At 68.3% G+C, this 15,461-nt stretch carries 13 protein-coding genes; 10 read left to right on the plus strand and 3 right to left on the minus strand.

From position 1 onward, the window contains the following. Positions 1 to 54: 54 nt before the first annotated feature. On the minus strand, positions 55 to 711 hold the full coding sequence (locus tag RAN53_RS03960; RefSeq protein ID WP_305795517.1) for a hypothetical protein: 657 nt from the start codon (positions 709 to 711) through the stop codon (positions 55 to 57). Positions 712 to 1,002: 291 nt separating this feature from the next. On the opposite strand from RAN53_RS03960, the gene RAN53_RS03965 reads away from it, so the two are divergent. From RAN53_RS03965 to RAN53_RS03985, 5 genes are all read left to right on the plus strand, one after another. After that, the gene (locus tag RAN53_RS03965) at positions 1,003 to 1,776 is read left to right on the plus strand and encodes an ABC transporter ATP-binding protein (RefSeq protein ID WP_305795518.1); all 774 of its coding nucleotides are present in this window, start codon (positions 1,003 to 1,005) and stop codon (positions 1,774 to 1,776) included. A 62-nt stretch (positions 1,777 to 1,838) separates the two neighbouring features. Then, positions 1,839 to 2,531 carry an ABC transporter ATP-binding protein gene (locus RAN53_RS03970; protein ID WP_305795755.1) on the plus strand — a complete coding sequence of 231 codons (693 nt, stop codon included), beginning with the start codon at positions 1,839 to 1,841 and terminating at the stop codon, positions 2,529 to 2,531. An 84-nt stretch (positions 2,532 to 2,615) separates the two neighbouring features. Beyond that, positions 2,616 to 3,836, plus strand: a complete 1,221-nt coding sequence (locus RAN53_RS03975; RefSeq protein ID WP_305795519.1) for an ABC transporter substrate-binding protein — start codon at positions 2,616 to 2,618, stop codon at positions 3,834 to 3,836. Between the two features lie 57 nt (positions 3,837 to 3,893). Next, positions 3,894 to 4,781: a branched-chain amino acid ABC transporter permease gene (locus RAN53_RS03980; RefSeq protein WP_305795520.1), complete on the plus strand. Its 888-nt coding sequence runs from the start codon at positions 3,894 to 3,896 to the stop codon at positions 4,779 to 4,781. A 4-nt stretch (positions 4,782 to 4,785) separates the two neighbouring features. Beyond that, the gene (locus RAN53_RS03985) at positions 4,786 to 5,769 is read left to right on the plus strand and encodes a branched-chain amino acid ABC transporter permease (protein WP_305795521.1); all 984 of its coding nucleotides are present in this window, start codon (positions 4,786 to 4,788) and stop codon (positions 5,767 to 5,769) included. On the opposite strand, the gene RAN53_RS03990 is transcribed toward RAN53_RS03985, so the two are convergent. Further along, positions 5,762 to 6,706, minus strand: a complete 945-nt coding sequence (locus tag RAN53_RS03990; protein WP_305795522.1) for a LysR family transcriptional regulator — start codon at positions 6,704 to 6,706, stop codon at positions 5,762 to 5,764. The two genes, RAN53_RS03985 and RAN53_RS03990, sit on opposite strands and share 8 nt — an antisense overlap. A gap of 119 nt (positions 6,707 to 6,825) precedes the next feature. Between RAN53_RS03990 and RAN53_RS03995 the strand changes: the two genes are divergently transcribed. The 5 genes from RAN53_RS03995 to fdhF all read left to right on the plus strand — a co-directional run bounded on the left by RAN53_RS03995 (position 6,826) and on the right by fdhF (position 14,265). Then, a complete protein-coding gene (locus tag RAN53_RS03995; RefSeq protein ID WP_305795523.1) occupies positions 6,826 to 7,935 on the plus strand; it encodes an S-(hydroxymethyl)glutathione dehydrogenase/class III alcohol dehydrogenase in 1,110 nt (369 codons plus the stop codon). 18 nt (positions 7,936 to 7,953) lie between these two features. Then, positions 7,954 to 8,811 carry an S-formylglutathione hydrolase gene (gene fghA, locus RAN53_RS04000; protein ID WP_305795524.1) on the plus strand — a complete coding sequence of 286 codons (858 nt, stop codon included), beginning with the start codon at positions 7,954 to 7,956 and terminating at the stop codon, positions 8,809 to 8,811. A 113-nt stretch (positions 8,812 to 8,924) separates the two neighbouring features. Then, positions 8,925 to 9,629, plus strand: a complete 705-nt coding sequence (gene mtgA, locus RAN53_RS04005) for a monofunctional biosynthetic peptidoglycan transglycosylase (protein ID WP_305795525.1) — start codon at positions 8,925 to 8,927, stop codon at positions 9,627 to 9,629. A gap of 30 nt (positions 9,630 to 9,659) precedes the next feature. Continuing rightward, the gene (locus tag RAN53_RS04010; protein ID WP_305795526.1) at positions 9,660 to 11,378 is read left to right on the plus strand and encodes an NADH-ubiquinone oxidoreductase-F iron-sulfur binding region domain-containing protein; all 1,719 of its coding nucleotides are present in this window, start codon (positions 9,660 to 9,662) and stop codon (positions 11,376 to 11,378) included. Between the two features lie 10 nt (positions 11,379 to 11,388). Then, the gene (gene fdhF, locus RAN53_RS04015) at positions 11,389 to 14,265 is read left to right on the plus strand and encodes a formate dehydrogenase subunit alpha (protein ID WP_305795527.1); all 2,877 of its coding nucleotides are present in this window, start codon (positions 11,389 to 11,391) and stop codon (positions 14,263 to 14,265) included. On the opposite strand, the gene RAN53_RS04020 is transcribed toward fdhF, so the two are convergent. Next, a complete protein-coding gene (locus RAN53_RS04020) occupies positions 14,225 to 15,148 on the minus strand; it encodes a DMT family transporter (protein ID WP_305795528.1) in 924 nt (307 codons plus the stop codon). The genes fdhF and RAN53_RS04020 overlap by 41 nt on opposite strands. Positions 15,149 to 15,461: the final 313 nt, after the last annotated feature.

Here is a 15,461-nt window from a genome sequence, read left to right on the forward strand (position 1 = left end):
ACAGGCCAGGCCTGTCGGGGCTTCTTGTGTTGTCGGCGGCCGTGCGCCGGAGGCTCAGCCCGCCTTGCGCGCCAGCGCCCAGCGGCGGGCCAGCAGCACCAGTTCGATCACCGCGATTAGCAACAGGGCGTAGCCGAACAGCTCCACCACCTCCTCGGCGGCACTCTTGAAGTCACGCAGGTAGCGATCCTGCAGGATCGCCTGCCAGAAGTCGCCACGTCCGTAGAGCCGCGAGAAGACATAGGTGGTCAGGAAGCCCGCGGCGAACAGCCCGAAGGAGAAGCTGTTGGCATAGGCGGCGAACTCGGCCATGAACCGCCGGCGCCTGCGGATGACCACGAACAGGATCGGCAGCAGCGTGAGGCTGACCAGCAGCTGCCAGGCCCCGTCGAAGACGCGAGCATCGAGCAGGGCATCCTGTTCGCGGATCAGCGAGGCAAACAGCAGGCCGAACATCAGCAGGGCGACGAGGCGCAGCTCGCGCAGCCCGAGCAGCACGTAGAGCAGCAGGGCGGAAGCGGCGGCCAGCAGGGTGGTCTGGGCCAGCTCGGTGAAGCCGCGCTCGGAGAAGCGTGCATCGGGGAAGTGGAGGGCTTCGTAGAAGACCCCCTGGGCGATACCCGCCACCAGCAGGATATAGAGCGTCGCGCGCAGGCAGACGGCGCGGAAGCCGATGGGCCAGGAGGGGTCGGGCAGAGACTTATGGGGCATGGCGAAGTTTGGGTGTGCAGGCAATAGTGGATAGGTATTTTACCTGCCCCGTCGATCGGTGGCTAACCTTGCCGGCTAGTTGTTTGCAAACTATTGAATTTGCGGGACCTACACCATTAGTCGAGATTTTGGCCTGGCCTATTGCCGAACCGGAATCACTCCTCTAGCTTACGTTAACGTAAAGTGCCGATGCCTGATGACCCCCGCCGTCATCCCGACCACGACAGCGGCCGACAACAACGACAACAGCACCACGGCGGGTCGCGCGACGCGACCCCGAGAGGACGATCCATGACCCAGGAGTTCATACTGGAGACTCGCGGGTTGACCAAGGAGTTTCGCGGCTTCACCGCCGTGGACGACGTCAACCTGCAGGTTCAGGAGGGGCATATCCATGCCCTGATCGGCCCCAACGGGGCCGGCAAGACCACCGTCTTCAACCTGTTGACCAAGTTCCTGCCGCCGACCCGCGGCGAGATTCTCTATCGCGGCAAGCCCATCACGCGCATGAAGGCCAACGAGATCGCGCGTCTCGGCCTGGTGCGCTCCTTCCAGATCTCCGCGGTGTTCGGCCACATGACGGCGCTGGAGAACGTGCGGGTGGCGCTGCAGCGCAAGCTGGGCACCTCCTTCCACTTCTGGAAGCCCGAGAGCAGCCTCGACCACCTCAACGACCGTGCCCTGGAGCTGCTCGCCGAGGTGGGTCTGGCCGAGTACGCCGATGTGCTCACCGTGGAGATGCCCTACGGGCGAAAGCGCGCCCTGGAGGTGGCCACCACCCTGGCGCTGGACCCCACGCTGATGCTGCTCGACGAGCCGACCCAGGGCATGGGTGCCGAGGATGTCGACCGCATCGTCGAGCTGATCCGGCGCGTCTCGAAGGGGCGCACCGTGCTGATGGTGGAGCACAACCTGAGCGTGGTCAGCCGGCTGTGCGACCGCATCACCGTGCTGGCCCGCGGCAGCGTGCTGGCCGAGGGCGACTACCAGGAGGTCTCCCGCAATCCCCAGGTGCGCGAGGCCTACATGGGCAGCGACGCGGCGGAAGAGGAGGCCAGCGCATGAGCCAGGCAGCCGAGGCGATCCGCGGGACTCGCGACGCCCATCCCCACCATGACGGCGCCGAGATGCTGCGGGTCAGCGACCTGCACGCCTTCTACGGCGAATCGCACATCCTCCACGGCGTCGACTTCGACGTGAAGCGCGGCGAGCTGGTGACCCTGCTCGGTCGCAACGGCGCCGGGCGCAGCACCACCCTCAAATCGATCATGAACATGGTCGGCCGGCGTACCGGCTCGATCATGATCAACGGCAACGAGACCCTGGGCATGAAGCCCCACCGCATCCCGCGGCTGGGCATCGGCTACTGCCCCGAGGAGCGTGGCATCTTCGCGAGCCTCGATGTCGAGGAGAACCTGCTGCTGCCGCCCACGGTGCGTTCCGACGGCATGAGCCTCGACGAGATCTACGCGATGTTCCCCAACCTCTACGAGCGGCGCCGCAGCCAGGGCACGAGGCTCTCCGGCGGCGAGCAGCAGATGCTGGCCATGGCGCGCATCCTGCGCACCGGAGCGCGGCTGCTGCTGCTCGACGAGATCACCGAGGGCCTCGCCCCGGTCATCGTCCAGGCGCTCGGCGAGGTGCTGGTCAAGCTCAAGGAGCGCGGCATGACCATCGTGCTGGTGGAGCAGAACTTCCGCTTCGCCGCCCCCTTGGCCGACCGTCACTTCGTGATGGAGCACGGTCGCATCATCGAGGAGATCAGCGCCGCCGAACTGCCGTCGCGGCGCGAGCACCTCAACAGCCTGCTGGGGGTGTGACGGCACGCCCGTCGCCCGGCAGTTTCACCACCGCCAACCGTATCGACAACAACAAACCGCCCCGCGTGGGCCACGGAGTCAATCATGACCTACAACCGCAAGATTCTCGCTTCCAGCGTTGCCCTGGCCACCGCCACCCTGATGGCCACCGGCGCCCAGGCCCAGATGAGCGATGATGCCGTGCGCATCGGCTATCTCGCCGACATGTCCGGCACCTACCGCGACCTGGCCGGCCCCGGCGGCCTCGCGGCCCTGGAGATGGCCATCGAGGACTTCGGCGGCGAGGTGAACGGTGCCCCCATCGAGGTGTTCAGCGCCGACGACCGCAACAGCGCCGACGTGGGTGCCAACACCGTGCGCGAGTGGTTCGATACCCGCAATGTCGATCTGGTCGCCGGCCTGGTGGCCTCCTCGGTCTCCATCGCCGCGACCAAGGTGATCGAGGAGAACAACGGTCTGGGCATCGTCTCCGGCTCCGCCGCCTCCAGCATCACCAACGAGCACTGCACCCCCAACCATATCCACTGGGTCTATGACACCTACCCGCTGGCCAACGGCACCGCCAAGGCGGTGGTGGAGCAGGGCGGCGACACCTGGTTCATGCTCACCGCCGACTACGCCTTCGGCCACGCCCTCGAGGCCGACGTGACCAAGGTGGTGGAGGAGAACGGCGGCGAGATCGTCGGCGGCGTGCGTCATCCCTTCCCGACCAGCGATTTCTCCTCCTACATCCTCCAGGCCCAGGGCTCCGGCGCCAAGATCGTCGGCCTGGCCAATGCCGGCGCCGACACCGTCAACGCCATCTCCACCGCCAGCCAGTTCGGCCTGACCCAGTCCGGCCAGCAGCTCGCCGGCCTGCTGATCTTCCTCAACGACGTCCACTCCATGGGTCTCGAGGACACCCAGAACCTGCTGCTCACCACCGGCTGGTACTGGGACATGGACGACCAGGCCCGCGAATGGGCCGACCGCTACTTCGACCGGGTGGGCGCGCGCCCGACCATGGTCCAGGCCGGCCTCTACTCCAGCACCATGCACTACCTGGAGACCGTGGCCGAGGAGGGGACCGATAACCCCGAGGCCATCCGCGCGGCCATGGCCGAGCGCCCGGTGGAGGACTTCTTCTCCCGCAACGGCCGCATCCGCGAGGATGGCCGCATGGTCCACGACATGTACCTGGCGCGCGTGAAGACTCCCGAGGAGTCAACCGGCGAGTGGGACGTCTACGAGATCCTCGCCACCATCCCGGCAGAAGAGGCCTACCGTCCGCTCTCCGAGAGCCAGTGTGACCTGGTCAACAACTGAGCGGATGCGGAACCGGCGGCGGCTTCGGCCGCCGCCAGCTGACGGGAGGTCCATGACATGACAATGATTTTCGGGGTGCCGTTGATGGTGTTCATGGGTCAGCTGATGCTGGGCCTGATCAACGGCGCCTTCTATGCCCTGCTCAGCCTGGGGCTGGCGGTGATCTTCGGCCTGCTGAAGATCGTCAACTTCGCCCACGGTGCCATGTACATGCTGGGCGCCTTCGTGGCCCTGCTGGGCCTGCAGCACCTGGGGCTCAACTACTGGGCGGCGCTGCTGGTGGTGCCGCTGGTGGTAGGCGGGCTGGGCATGCTGATCGAGCGCTTCATCCTGCGCCGCATCGCCCACCTCGACCATCTCTACGGGCTGCTGCTCACCTTCGGCCTGGCGCTGATCTTCGAGGGCACCCTGATCAATTTCTTCGGTGTCTCGGGCTCGAGCTATCCCACGCCCGCGGCCCTGGAAGGCGGGATGAACCTCGGCTTCATGTTCCTGCCCATCTATCGCGGCTGGGTACTGCTGGCGGCGCTGGTGGTCTGCCTGGCTACCTGGTTCATCATCGAGCGCACCCGCCTGGGCGCCTACCTGCGCGCCGGCACCGAGAACCCGTCGCTGATGCAGGCCTTCGGGGTCAACGTGCCCCAGCTGATCACCCTGACCTACGGCTTCGGGGTGGCCCTGGCCGCCTTCGCCGGGGTGCTGGCCGCGCCGCTCTACCCGGTGTCGCCGACCATGGGCTCGAGCCTTTTGATCGTGGTCTTCGCCGTGGTGGTGATCGGTGGCATGGGCTCGATCATCGGTGCGGTCATCACCGGCCTGGCCATGGGCCTGATCGAGGGCCTGACCAAGGTCTATTATCCCGAGGCCGCCAACACCGTGATCTTCGTGGTGATGGTGGTCGTCCTGATGCTGCGTCCCGCGGGACTCTTCGGCAAGGAGGCTTGACGCCATGTCGGCAACCCAGACCCTGACGCCCGCCATGCAGCGCCGCCGCCAGGCCAAGCTGCGTCGCAACGCCCTCTACCTGGTGCTGATCGTCATCGCCCTGGTGGCGCCCTTCGTGGCCTACCCGGTGTTCCTGATGAAGGTGCTGTGCTTCGCGCTGTTCGCCTGCGCCTTCAACCTGCTGCTCGGCTACGCCGGCCTGCTCTCCTTCGGGCATGCCGCCTTCCTGGCCACCGGTGGCTACTTCACCGGCATCATGCTGGCCAGCTACCCGGGGTTGACCCCGGAGTTGGGCATCCTGATCGGCACCTTCGCCGCCGTGGTGCTGGGCACCCTGTTCGGCGCCCTGGCGATCCGCCGCCAGGGGATCTACTTCGCCATGGTGACCCTGGCGCTGGCGCAGATGATGTTCTTCTTCTTCGTCCAGGCGCCCTTCACCGGCGGCGAGGACGGCCTGCACGGGGTGCCGCGGGGCGAGCTGTTCGGGCTGATCAGCCTCTCCAGCAACCTCAACATGTACTACTTCGTGCTGGCGGTGTTCGTGATCGGCTTCGCCATCATCCAGCGTACCGTGCACTCGCCCTACGGCCAGGTGCTCAAGGCGATCCGCGAGAACGAACCGCGGGCCGTGTCGCTGGGCTACAACGTCGACGCCTACAAGCTGGTGGCCTTCGTGCTCTCCGCGGGCCTGGCCGGCCTGGCGGGGTCCACCAAGACGGTGGTGTTCCAGCTCGCCTCGCTGACCGACGCCCACTGGCACATGTCCGGCGAGGTGATCCTGATGACCCTGCTGGGCGGGGTGGGCACGCTGTTCGGCCCGCTGGTGGGGGCCGGGGTGGTAGTCAGCCTGCAGACCCAGCTGGCCCAGTCGCCGCTGGGCAACTGGGTGAGCGTGATCCTCGGCGCCATCTTCGTGATCTGCGTGCTGAGCTTCCGCAGCGGCATCGTCGGCGAGATCCAGAAGATCGTGAAGAAGAACTTCAAGTAAGCCCGGCTTCGCTCTCCGGATTCACGGCGCCCTGCGGGGCGCCGTCTTGTTGGGGGCGGGGCAGGCTGCCCGGCAGTCGCGTCACCAGGTGGTCGAGGAAGCGCTGCAGCTTGGGGGAGCGCTGGCGGTGACGCGGAAAGACCGCCCATACCGCGGTGTCGGCGTGGCGGTAGGCGTCGAGCACGGCGATCAGTGTCCCTCTGGCCAGGTGCTCCTCCACGTAATAGTCGGGCAGCTGGGCCAGGCCCAATCCCTTGAGGGCGGCGTCGAGCAGGGCGGGGCCGGAGTTGGCTCGCCAGCACCCCTGCACGCGTACCTCGCGGCGCACCCCATCCACGGCGAAGCGCCAGTGGTCGCGGCTGCCGATCAGGCAGCGGTGTCGGGAGAGCTCGTCCAGGGCGTAGGGCTGGGAGATATGCGCGAAGTAGGCCGGCGCCCCCACCACGTACTCGCGACGCTCGCACAGGCGTCGTGCCACCAGGCTGGAATCCTCCAGTCGGCCCATGCGGATCGCCACGTCGAAGCCCTCGTCGATGATATCCACCCGGCGATTGGTGAAGTGCATGCGGATCTCCAGCTGCGGGTGTGCAAGCTGGAAATCGTTGACCAGCGGCGCGATGAAGCGCTCACCGAAGGTGGTGGCCGAGGTCAGGGAAAGGCGTCCCCGGGGGCGGTCCTGCAGGTCGCCGATCGCCGCCTCGGCCTCGCGGAAGCCATCGAACAGCTGTCGACACTGGCGGTAGTAGAGGGCGCCGGCGTCGGTCAGGTGGATCTGGCGGGTGGTGCGGTAGAGCAGGGCAGTGCCCAGCCGCTGCTCCAGTTGCGCCACCAGCCGGCTGACGTGGGAGGGCGACACCGACAGCTCCCGCGCCGCGGCGACGAAGGTGCCCAGACGCACCACCTCGACGAAGGCCTCGATACGATCCCAGCGCTGCATACACCCTCCGATGACGATTGTTGCTGTATGGCAATAATGTCGTGCCTTTGGTGCAGTTTATCTCGGATAGCGATATTGCCTAGACTGGGAGCAACATTCCCCAAGCGAGGAGATCGATCATGAAGTCACGCGCCGCCGTCGCCCTGGAAGCGGGCAAGCCCCTGGAACTCGTCGAGATCGACGTCGAAGGCCCCAAGGCCGGCGAGGTGCTGGTGAAGATGGCCGCCACCAGCGTCTGCCACACCGATGCCTATACGCTGTCCGGTGCCGACCCGGAGGGCAACTTCCCGGCGGTGCTGGGTCACGAGGGGGCCGGCGTCGTCCAGGAGGTGGGCGAGGGGGTCAGCAGCGTGCGTCCCGGTGACCACGTCATCCCGCTCTATACCGCCGAGTGCGGCAAGTGCAAGTTCTGCCTCTCCGGCAAGACCAACCTGTGCGGTGCGGTGCGCGCCACCCAGGGCAAGGGCCTGATGCCCGACGGCACCAGCCGCTTCTCCCTGGACGGCAAGATGTTGCACCACTACATGGGCACCTCCACCTTCAGCGAGTATACCGTGCTGCCCGAGGTCTCCCTGGCGGTGGTCTCCAAGGAGGCGCCCATGGACAAGATCTGCCTGCTGGGCTGCGGCGTGACCACCGGCATCGGCGCGGTGATGAACACCGCCAAGGTCGAGCCGGGGTCCACCGTCGCCGTGTTCGGCCTGGGCGCCATCGGCCTGGCGGTGATCCAGGGCGCGGTGATGGCCAAGGCCAGCCGCATCATCGCCATCGACGTCAATCCGGAGAAGTTCAAGCTCGCCGAGCAGTTCGGCGCCACCGACTTCGTCAATCCCAAGGAGTACAGCGACCCCATCCAGCAGGTGATCGTCGACCTGACCGATGGTGGCGTCGACTACTCCTTCGAGTGCATCGGCAACGTCAACGTCATGCGCCAGGCCCTGGAGTGCTGCCACAAGGGCTGGGGCGAATCGATCATCATCGGCGTGGCCGGCGCCGGCGAGGAGATCAGCACCCGTCCGTTCCAGCTGGTCACCGGCCGGGTCTGGAAGGGCTCCGCCTTCGGTGGCGTCAAGGGGCGCACCGAGCTGCCGGGCTATGTGGAGCGGTACATGAACGGCGAGATCAACATCGACGACTTCATCACCCACGACCTGCCGTTCGAGAAGATCAACGAGGCCTTCGACCTGCTGCACCGGGGCGAGAGCATCCGCACCGTCCTTCACTATTGAGATTGAGGCCTTTTCATCATGAGCATGTCCGAGAACCTCGAACTGGTGTCGGCCAACAAGAGCTTCGGCGGCTGGCACAAGCGCTACCGCCACCGCTCCCGGGCGCTGGACTGCGAGATGGTGTTCGCCATCTACCTGCCGCCCCAGGCCGAGACCCAGCGGGTGCCGCTGCTGTGGTGGCTCTCCGGGCTGACCTGCAGCGACGAGAACTTCATGCAGAAGGCCGGCGCCCAGCGCATCGCCGCCGAGCTGGGGATCGCCATCATCTGCCCGGACACCAGCCCGCGGGGCACCGACCTGCCCGGCGAGCATGACAGCTATGACTTCGGCTCCGGCGCCGGCTTCTACGTCAACGCCACCCGGGAGCCCTGGAAGCGCCACTACCGCATGTATGACTACGTCACCGAGGAGCTGCCCTCGGTGGTGCGCCAGCACTTCCCGGTCAATGGCCGCGAGTCGATCAGCGGCCACTCCATGGGCGGCCACGGCGCCCTGGTGATGGCCCTGCGTCGTCCGGGCCACTACCGCTCGGTATCGGCCTTCGCGCCCATCGTCAATCCCTCGGAGTGCGCCTGGGGGCAGAAGGCCTTCTCCGGCTACCTGGGCGAGGATCGCGGCCGCTGGACCCAGTACGACGCCTGCGAGCTGGTGGCCCGCGGTGCCTCCCGCCAGCCGCTGTTCATCGACCAGGGCGAGGCCGACGACTTCCTCGAGGAGCAGCTAAGGCCCGAGCGCCTCGAGGCGGTGTGCGCCGAGCACGACCACCCTCTGACCCTGCGTCGCCAGCCCGGCTACGACCACAGCTACTACTTCATCGCCAGCTTCATCGAGGATCACCTACGCTACCACGCCGAACGGTTGCACAAGAAGCGCTGAGGCGTGGCGCCTCCCCGTGAGGCGCCCGGGGCCCTATACTGGCCGCAGATGACCAGCGGGCCCGGTAGCCGGGGCCCGGGACCAGGGGAGAGACGCATGCGACGAGGTCGGCGATGATCGCCAGGTGGAGGCAGCGGCTATGGGGCTGGCTATGGCGGGCGGCGCTGGGTTTCGTGGTGCTTTCGGTACTGCTGGTGCTGCTGTTCCGCCAGGCGCCGGTGTTCGGCTCCATGGTGATGGTCGAGCGCAAGGTACACGCCTGGGTGGCCCGCGAGCCCCTCGATATCCAGCATCGCTGGCGACCCTGGGGCGAGCTCTCCGACCACGCCAAGCTGGCGGTGATCGCCGCCGAGGACCAGCGCTTCCTGGAGCATCACGGCTTCGATCTGGTGGAGATGCGTCGCGCCTGGGAGGCGAGCCGTAACGGCGGCCGGCTGCGCGGGGCCAGCACCCTCAGCCAGCAGACCGCCAAGAACCTGTTCCTTTGGAGCGGGCGCAGTTGGGTACGCAAGGGCCTCGAGGCCTGGTTCACCCTGCTGATCGAGGCCCTGTGGCCCAAGCAGCGCATCCTCGAGGTCTACCTCAATATCGCCGAGTGGGACACCGGGGTGTTCGGCCTGGAGGCCGCGGCGCAGCACTACTTCGGCGTCTCCGCCGCCCGTCTCAGTGCGGCGCAGGCCAGCCGGCTGGCGGCGATCCTGCCCGACCCGCGGGGCCGCAATGCCGCGCGGCCCTCTCCCGGGGTGGTCCAGCGCAGCGCCTGGATCCGCCGGCAGATGAGCAACCTGGGAGGCGTCGCCTATCTGCAGAAGTTCTGAGCGGCACACCACGACAACAACGAGGAAGCCATGACCGTGCAGAGCCCCCAACCCAAGCCTCGCCGCCGCGGCGGATCCCGCGGCCGGGAACTGGCGCCGCTGGCGCTGGCCGGGCTGCGTGCCCTGCTCGGCGACGAGCGCCGCGACCCGCAACTCCAGCGTCGCGACCTACTGATCGAACACCTGCACGCCCTCCAGGACGCCCATGGGCACCTGGCCATGGCCCAGCTGCGGGCGCTGGCCAGCTATATGAACCTGCCCATGGCGGCCGTCTTTGAAACCGCCACCTTCTATGCCCACTTCGATGTGGTCCACGATGGCGAGGCCGCGCCGCCGGAGGTCACCGTGCGGGTCTGCGACTCCCTCTCCTGCCAGCTGGCCGGCGCCGAGGCCCTGCGGGAGCGGCTGGCGGCGGGCTTCGACCCGGAGGCGGTGCGGCTGATACGCGCCCCCTGCATGGGGCGCTGTGACAGCGCCCCGGTGGCCGAGGTGGGTCACCATCACGTGCTCTACGCCACCCCCGAGGGGGTCGAGGCGGTGGTAGATACCGGTCACTTCCATCCCGAGGCGATCCTCTGGCAGTGCCTGGCCGACTACCGCGCGGCGGGCGGCTTCCGGCTGCTCGATGCCTGCCGGGCCGGCCGGGTGAGCATCGAGGCCCTGATGGAAGCGCTGGAACGTGCCGGCCTGCGTGGCCTGGGCGGGGCGGGCTTTCCCACCTTCAAGAAGTGGCAGGCGGTGCGCGCCGAGCCCGGCCCTCGCTATGCGGTGATCAATGCCGACGAGGGCGAGCCCGGCACCTTCAAGGATCGCCATTACCTCGAGCGTGAGCCGCACCGTTTCCTGGAGGGCGCCCTGGTCAGCGCCTGGGCGGTGGAGGCCGGCGCCCTCTATCTCTACCTCCGCGACGAGTACCCGGGGCTGCATCGGGTGCTCACCGAGGCGATCGCCGAACTCGAGTCGGCGGGGATCGTCGAGCCTGGCTATATCGTGCTGCGTCGCGGCGCCGGCGCCTATATCTGCGGCGAGGAGTCGGCGCTGATCGAGTCCCTGGAGGGCAAGCCCGGCAAGCCGCGCCACCGCCCACCCTTCGTGGCCCAGCAGGGACTCTTCGGCCGCCCGACCCTGGTCAACAACGTCGAGACCGTCTATTGGATCCCGCGGATCCACGAGCAGGGCGCCGACTGGTTCGCCGGCCAGGGGCGCCACGGCCGAAAGGGGCTGCGCAGCTTCTCGGTCTCCGGTCGCGTCGCCCGGCCCGGGGTGCACCTGGCCCCGGCGGGGATCACCCTCGCCGAGCTGATCGAGGAGTACTGCGGCGGCATGGCCGAGGGGCATCGCCTCGTCGGCTACCTGCCCGGCGGTGCCTCCGGTGGCATCCTCCCCGCCAGCAAGGCAGATATCCCACTGGACTTCGATACCCTGCAGGAACACGGCTGCTTCATCGGCTCGGCGGCGATCATCGTGCTCTCCGACCGGGATGACCTGCGCGCCGTGGCCACCAACCTGCTGGCCTTCTTCGCCGACGAGTCCTGCGGCCAGTGCACGCCCTGTAGGGTGGGCAGCGAGAAGATGCTCGCCCTGCTCGAGCGCGACGCCTGGGATGTCGAGCAACTGGAGCGGCTCGCCCGGGTGATGGCGGACGCCTCCATCTGCGGCCTGGGCCAGGCGGCCCCCAATCCGGTGACGAGCCTGCTGCGGGATTTCCGCGGCGAACTCGAAGCCCGGCACCTCATCGTGAAAGGGTAGGGAGGTCGAGATGAGTGACTCCAGCAGCAACGACAGCTTCACCCTGACCCTCGACGGCGTCGAGGTCAGCGCCCGTCCCGGCGAGACCCTCTGGCAGGTGGCCCGGCGCTCTGGCGAGACCATTCCCCACCTCTGCTTCAAGGATGCCCCCGGCTACCGCGCCGACGGCAACTGCCGCGCCTGCATGGTGGAGGTCGAGGGCGAGCGGGTGCTCGCCGCCAGCTGCATCCGCGAGGCGGCCCCCGGCATGGTGGTGAAGAGTGCCGACTCCGCCCGCGCCCGGGAGGCCCGGGAGGAGGTGCTGGCGCTGCTGCTGGCCGACCAACCCGAGCGCGAGGCGAGTCCCGACCGTGCCAGCCACCTCTGGGCCATGGCTGACCGGCTGGCCATCGACGCCGGCGCGGTGCGAAAGCGCCTGCCTTCCCGGGCCGAGCGCGAGGGCCCCACGGTGCACCATGTCGCGGCACGGGCGGATTCCCTGCCCCACGCCGATGGCCATGACGCCACCCATTCGGCGATGAACGTCAACCTGGATGCCTGCATCGCCTGCGGCCTCTGCGTGCGCGCCTGCCGCGAGGTGCAGGGCAACGACGTCATCGGCCTGGCCCACCGCGGCGCGGCGACCAAGGTGGTCTTCGACTTCGACGACCCCATGGGCGAGAGCACCTGTGTGGCCTGTGGCGAGTGCGTCCAGGCCTGTCCCACCGGGGCGCTGATGCCCGCCACCCTGATCGACGCCGCGGGTCGTGGCGACTCCGCGGTGGCCGACCGCCGGGTCGACTCCATCTGCCCCTACTGCGGCGTGGGCTGCCAGCTCACCTACCATGTCAAGGATGAGTCGCCTGTCGCCGGATCAGCCCCGGTATCAGGGCGCATTCTCTTCGTGGAGGGGCGGAATGGGCCTTCCAACCAGGGCCGGCTGTGCGTCAAGGGGCGCTTCGGCTTCGACTATCCCAGCCATCCGGCGCGGCTGACCCGACCGCTGATCCGCCGCGAGGGAATCCCCAAGCAGCTGGATCCCGACTTCGATCCGGCCCGGCCGCTCAGCCACTTCTTTGAAGCGAGCTGGGAGGAGGCGCTGGATCTCGCCGCGAAGGGGCTCACGGGGCTCAAGGCGGCGCACGGCCCCGATGCCCTGGCCGGCTTCGGCAGCGCCAAGTGCTCCAACGAGGAGGCCTGGCTGTTCCAGAAGCTGGTGCGCACGGGCTTCGGCAGCAACCATGTCGACCACTGCACCCGGCTATGTCACGCCAGCTCCGTGGCGGCGCTGATGGAGTGCCTGGGCTCCGGGGCGGTCACGGCCTCCTTCATGCAGGCGCTCGAGGCCGACGTGGTGATCCTTACCGGCTGCAACCCGGCGGTGAACCACCCGGTGGCGGCCACCTACTTCAAGCAGGCGGCCAGGAACGGCACCAAGCTGATCATCCTCGACCCCCGCGGCCAGGCGCTGGACGCCTACGCCTGGCGCAGCGTGCGCTTCTCGCCAGGCGGCGACGTGGCGCTCTACAACGCCATGCTTAACGTCATCGTGGCCGAGGAGCTGTATGACCCGGCCTATATCGACGCCCACACCGAAGGCTTCGCGGCACTCAAGACCAGCGTGGCGGACATGACCCCCGAGGCGATGAGCGGCCTGTGCGGCCTCGCCTCGGAGGCCATCCGCGAGATCGCCCGGGCCTACGCCACCGCCGAGCGGGCGATGATCTTCTGGGGCATGGGCATCTCCCAGCACGTCCACGGCACCGATAACGCCCGTTGCCTGATCTCGCTGGCGCTGGCCTGCGGCCACACCGGGCGCCCCGGCACCGGCCTGCACCCGCTGCGCGGCCAGAACAACGTCCAGGGCGCCTCGGATGCGGGCCTGATCCCCATGGTGCTGCCCGATTACCAGCCGGTGGGGGATGCCCAGCTGCGCGCCGCCTTCGAGGAGCTGTGGAGTGCCGAGCTCGACCCCGAGCCGGGGCTCACCGTGGTTGAGATCATGGATGCCATCGTGGCGGGGACCATCAAGGGGATGTATATCCTCGGCGAGAACCCGGCGATGTCCGACCCGGACCTCCATCACGCTCGAGCGGCGCTCGCCGCCCTGGAGCACCTGGTGGTGCAGGACCTGTTCGTCACCGAGACGGCCCAGTTCGCCGACGTCATCCTGCCGGCCACTGCCTGGCCGGAGAAGGAGGGCACGGTGACCAATACCAACCGCCAGGTACAGCTGGGGCGCGCCGCCGTGGCACCGCCGGGGGAGGCGAGGCCCGACTGGTGGATCATCCAGGAGATCGCCCGGCGCTTCGGCCTGGCCTGGGACTACGCCCACCCGCGGGAGGTGTTCGTCGAGATGAAACGCGGCATGCACTCCCTGGACCATATCTCCTGGGAGCGTCTGGAGCGCGAGGGCTCGGTGACCTATCCCTGCCCCGCCGAGGATGCGCCGGGCGCGGATGTGGTGTTCTCCGATGCCTTCCCGCGTGCCGGGGGCAGGGCGAAGTTCTCGCCCACCCGGCCGCTGCCGCCGGATGAGCCGGTGGATGCCGACTACCCGACGGTATTGACCACCGGGCGTCTGCTGGAGCACTGGCACACCGGCGCCATGACTCGTCGCAGCCGGGTCCTCGACGACCTGGAGCCGGAGGCCGCGGCCAGCCTGGCACCGGCGGAACTGGGGCGCCTGGGCGTGGCGCCGGGGGAGCCGATCACCATCGCCACCCGGCGCGGCACCATCACCCTGGTCGCGCGTGTTGATCCGCGCATGCCCGAGGGCATGGTGTTCGTGCCCTTCGCCTTCGTGGAGGCGGCGGCCAACCTGCTGACCAACCCGGCGCTGGACCCCTTCGGCAAGATCCCGGAGTTCAAGTACGCGGCCTGTCGGCTGTCGCCGGCGGCGTCCTGACCACCAGCACCACGCCGGCGATGGCGATGGCCATGCCGGCGAGCGAGATCGGCGGCAACGCCTCGTCGAACAGCCACCATGCCTGCAGGGCGGTGACCGGCGGCACCAGGTAGAAGAGGCTCGCCACTCGCGAGGCCTCGCCGCGCCTGATCAGCGCCATCAGCAGCAGGATGGCGCTGATCGAGAGCACCAGCACCAGCCAACCGAGGGTCATGGCGAAGGTGGCAGACCATTCGACCTCGCGGCCCTCGAACAGCAGCGCGCCGAGTCCCAGCGCCGCGGCCGCGGCCAGGTACTGCACCACGGTGCCGGAGAGCAGCGGCATCCCGGTGCAGTTGCGCTTCTGGTAGAGCGTGCCGCCGGAGATGCCCAGCAGTGCCACCATCACCGCGCCCAGGGCCCCCAGGCCGAAGCCCTGGAAGAGGCTCGCCCCCGGATCGAGCTTGCCACCCAGCACCAGCACCACCCCGGCCAGTCCCAGCCCCAGCCCCAGCCACTGACGCCGCGCCAGCCGCTCGCCGAGCAGCGGCCCGGCCAGCCCTGCGGTCAGCAGCGGCTGCAGTCCCACCAGCAGTGAGGCGAGCCCCGCCGGCATGCCCAGATAGATGCCGTAGAACACCCCGCCCAGGTAGGCACCGTGCACCAGCAGGCCGGAGACGGCGATATGGCCCCACAGCGCGGGACTCCTGGGCCACTCGCCGGAGAGCCAGTGGGCCAGGGGGACCAGCAGCGCCAGGGTCAGGGCGAAGCGGATGAACAGGAAGGTGAACGGCTCGGCGTAGGGAAGGCCGAACTTGGCGCCGATGAAGCCGGTGCTCCACAGCGCCACGAACAGCAGCGGCATGGCGGCGAGCCAGAGTCGGTGGGAGGCGAGCGTGGTCATGGGGGCATCCTTGCGAGGCAAAGCCCGCATCATGGCCACAGGCGGGCCGTCTTGCCAACCGTCCGCCGCCGGTTTCGGCGGGCCCGGGGGTGTCGGGTGGCCCGGCCGTGCTCGTGCTTTGGTCGTAGAGTCAGGATCGATTGGATAACTGGTAAGACCAGTTTTTCCCCAATATTTACATGCCCTTGTCGACCAAAATGGCAGATTGGTATGGCGCTGGCGGCAAGGCGTCCGTTGAATCGGCGCGTTGGCCGGGCGCGGGCTTTTCGCTAACTTTCTCAGGGGAAGCGCCCCGTGGTGCCCCATGTGCCGT

It is taken from the genome of Halomonas sp. SSL-5, from assembly GCF_030708455.1.
Lineage (GTDB): Bacteria > Pseudomonadota > Gammaproteobacteria > Pseudomonadales > Halomonadaceae > Halomonas.

Coding starts and splice junctions, on each gene's coding strand:
- RAN53_RS04020 (WP_305795528.1), bottom strand. CDS start 15,148: ATGACCACGCTCGCCTCCCACCGACTCTGGCTCGCCGCCATGCCGCTG.
- RAN53_RS03975 (WP_305795519.1), top strand. CDS start 2,616: ATGACCTACAACCGCAAGATTCTCGCTTCCAGCGTTGCCCTGGCCACC.
- RAN53_RS03990 (WP_305795522.1), bottom strand. CDS start 6,706: ATGCAGCGCTGGGATCGTATCGAGGCCTTCGTCGAGGTGGTGCGTCTG.
- RAN53_RS04010 (WP_305795526.1), top strand. CDS start 9,660: ATGACCGTGCAGAGCCCCCAACCCAAGCCTCGCCGCCGCGGCGGATCC.
- mtgA (WP_305795525.1), top strand. CDS start 8,925: ATGATCGCCAGGTGGAGGCAGCGGCTATGGGGCTGGCTATGGCGGGCG.
- RAN53_RS03995 (WP_305795523.1), top strand. CDS start 6,826: ATGAAGTCACGCGCCGCCGTCGCCCTGGAAGCGGGCAAGCCCCTGGAA.
- RAN53_RS03960 (WP_305795517.1), bottom strand. CDS start 711: ATGCCCCATAAGTCTCTGCCCGACCCCTCCTGGCCCATCGGCTTCCGC.
- RAN53_RS03970 (WP_305795755.1), top strand. CDS start 1,839: ATGCTGCGGGTCAGCGACCTGCACGCCTTCTACGGCGAATCGCACATC.
- RAN53_RS03985 (WP_305795521.1), top strand. CDS start 4,786: ATGTCGGCAACCCAGACCCTGACGCCCGCCATGCAGCGCCGCCGCCAG.
- fghA (WP_305795524.1), top strand. CDS start 7,954: ATGAGCATGTCCGAGAACCTCGAACTGGTGTCGGCCAACAAGAGCTTC.
- fdhF (WP_305795527.1), top strand. CDS start 11,389: ATGAGTGACTCCAGCAGCAACGACAGCTTCACCCTGACCCTCGACGGC.
- RAN53_RS03965 (WP_305795518.1), top strand. CDS start 1,003: ATGACCCAGGAGTTCATACTGGAGACTCGCGGGTTGACCAAGGAGTTT.
- RAN53_RS03980 (WP_305795520.1), top strand. CDS start 3,894: ATGACAATGATTTTCGGGGTGCCGTTGATGGTGTTCATGGGTCAGCTG.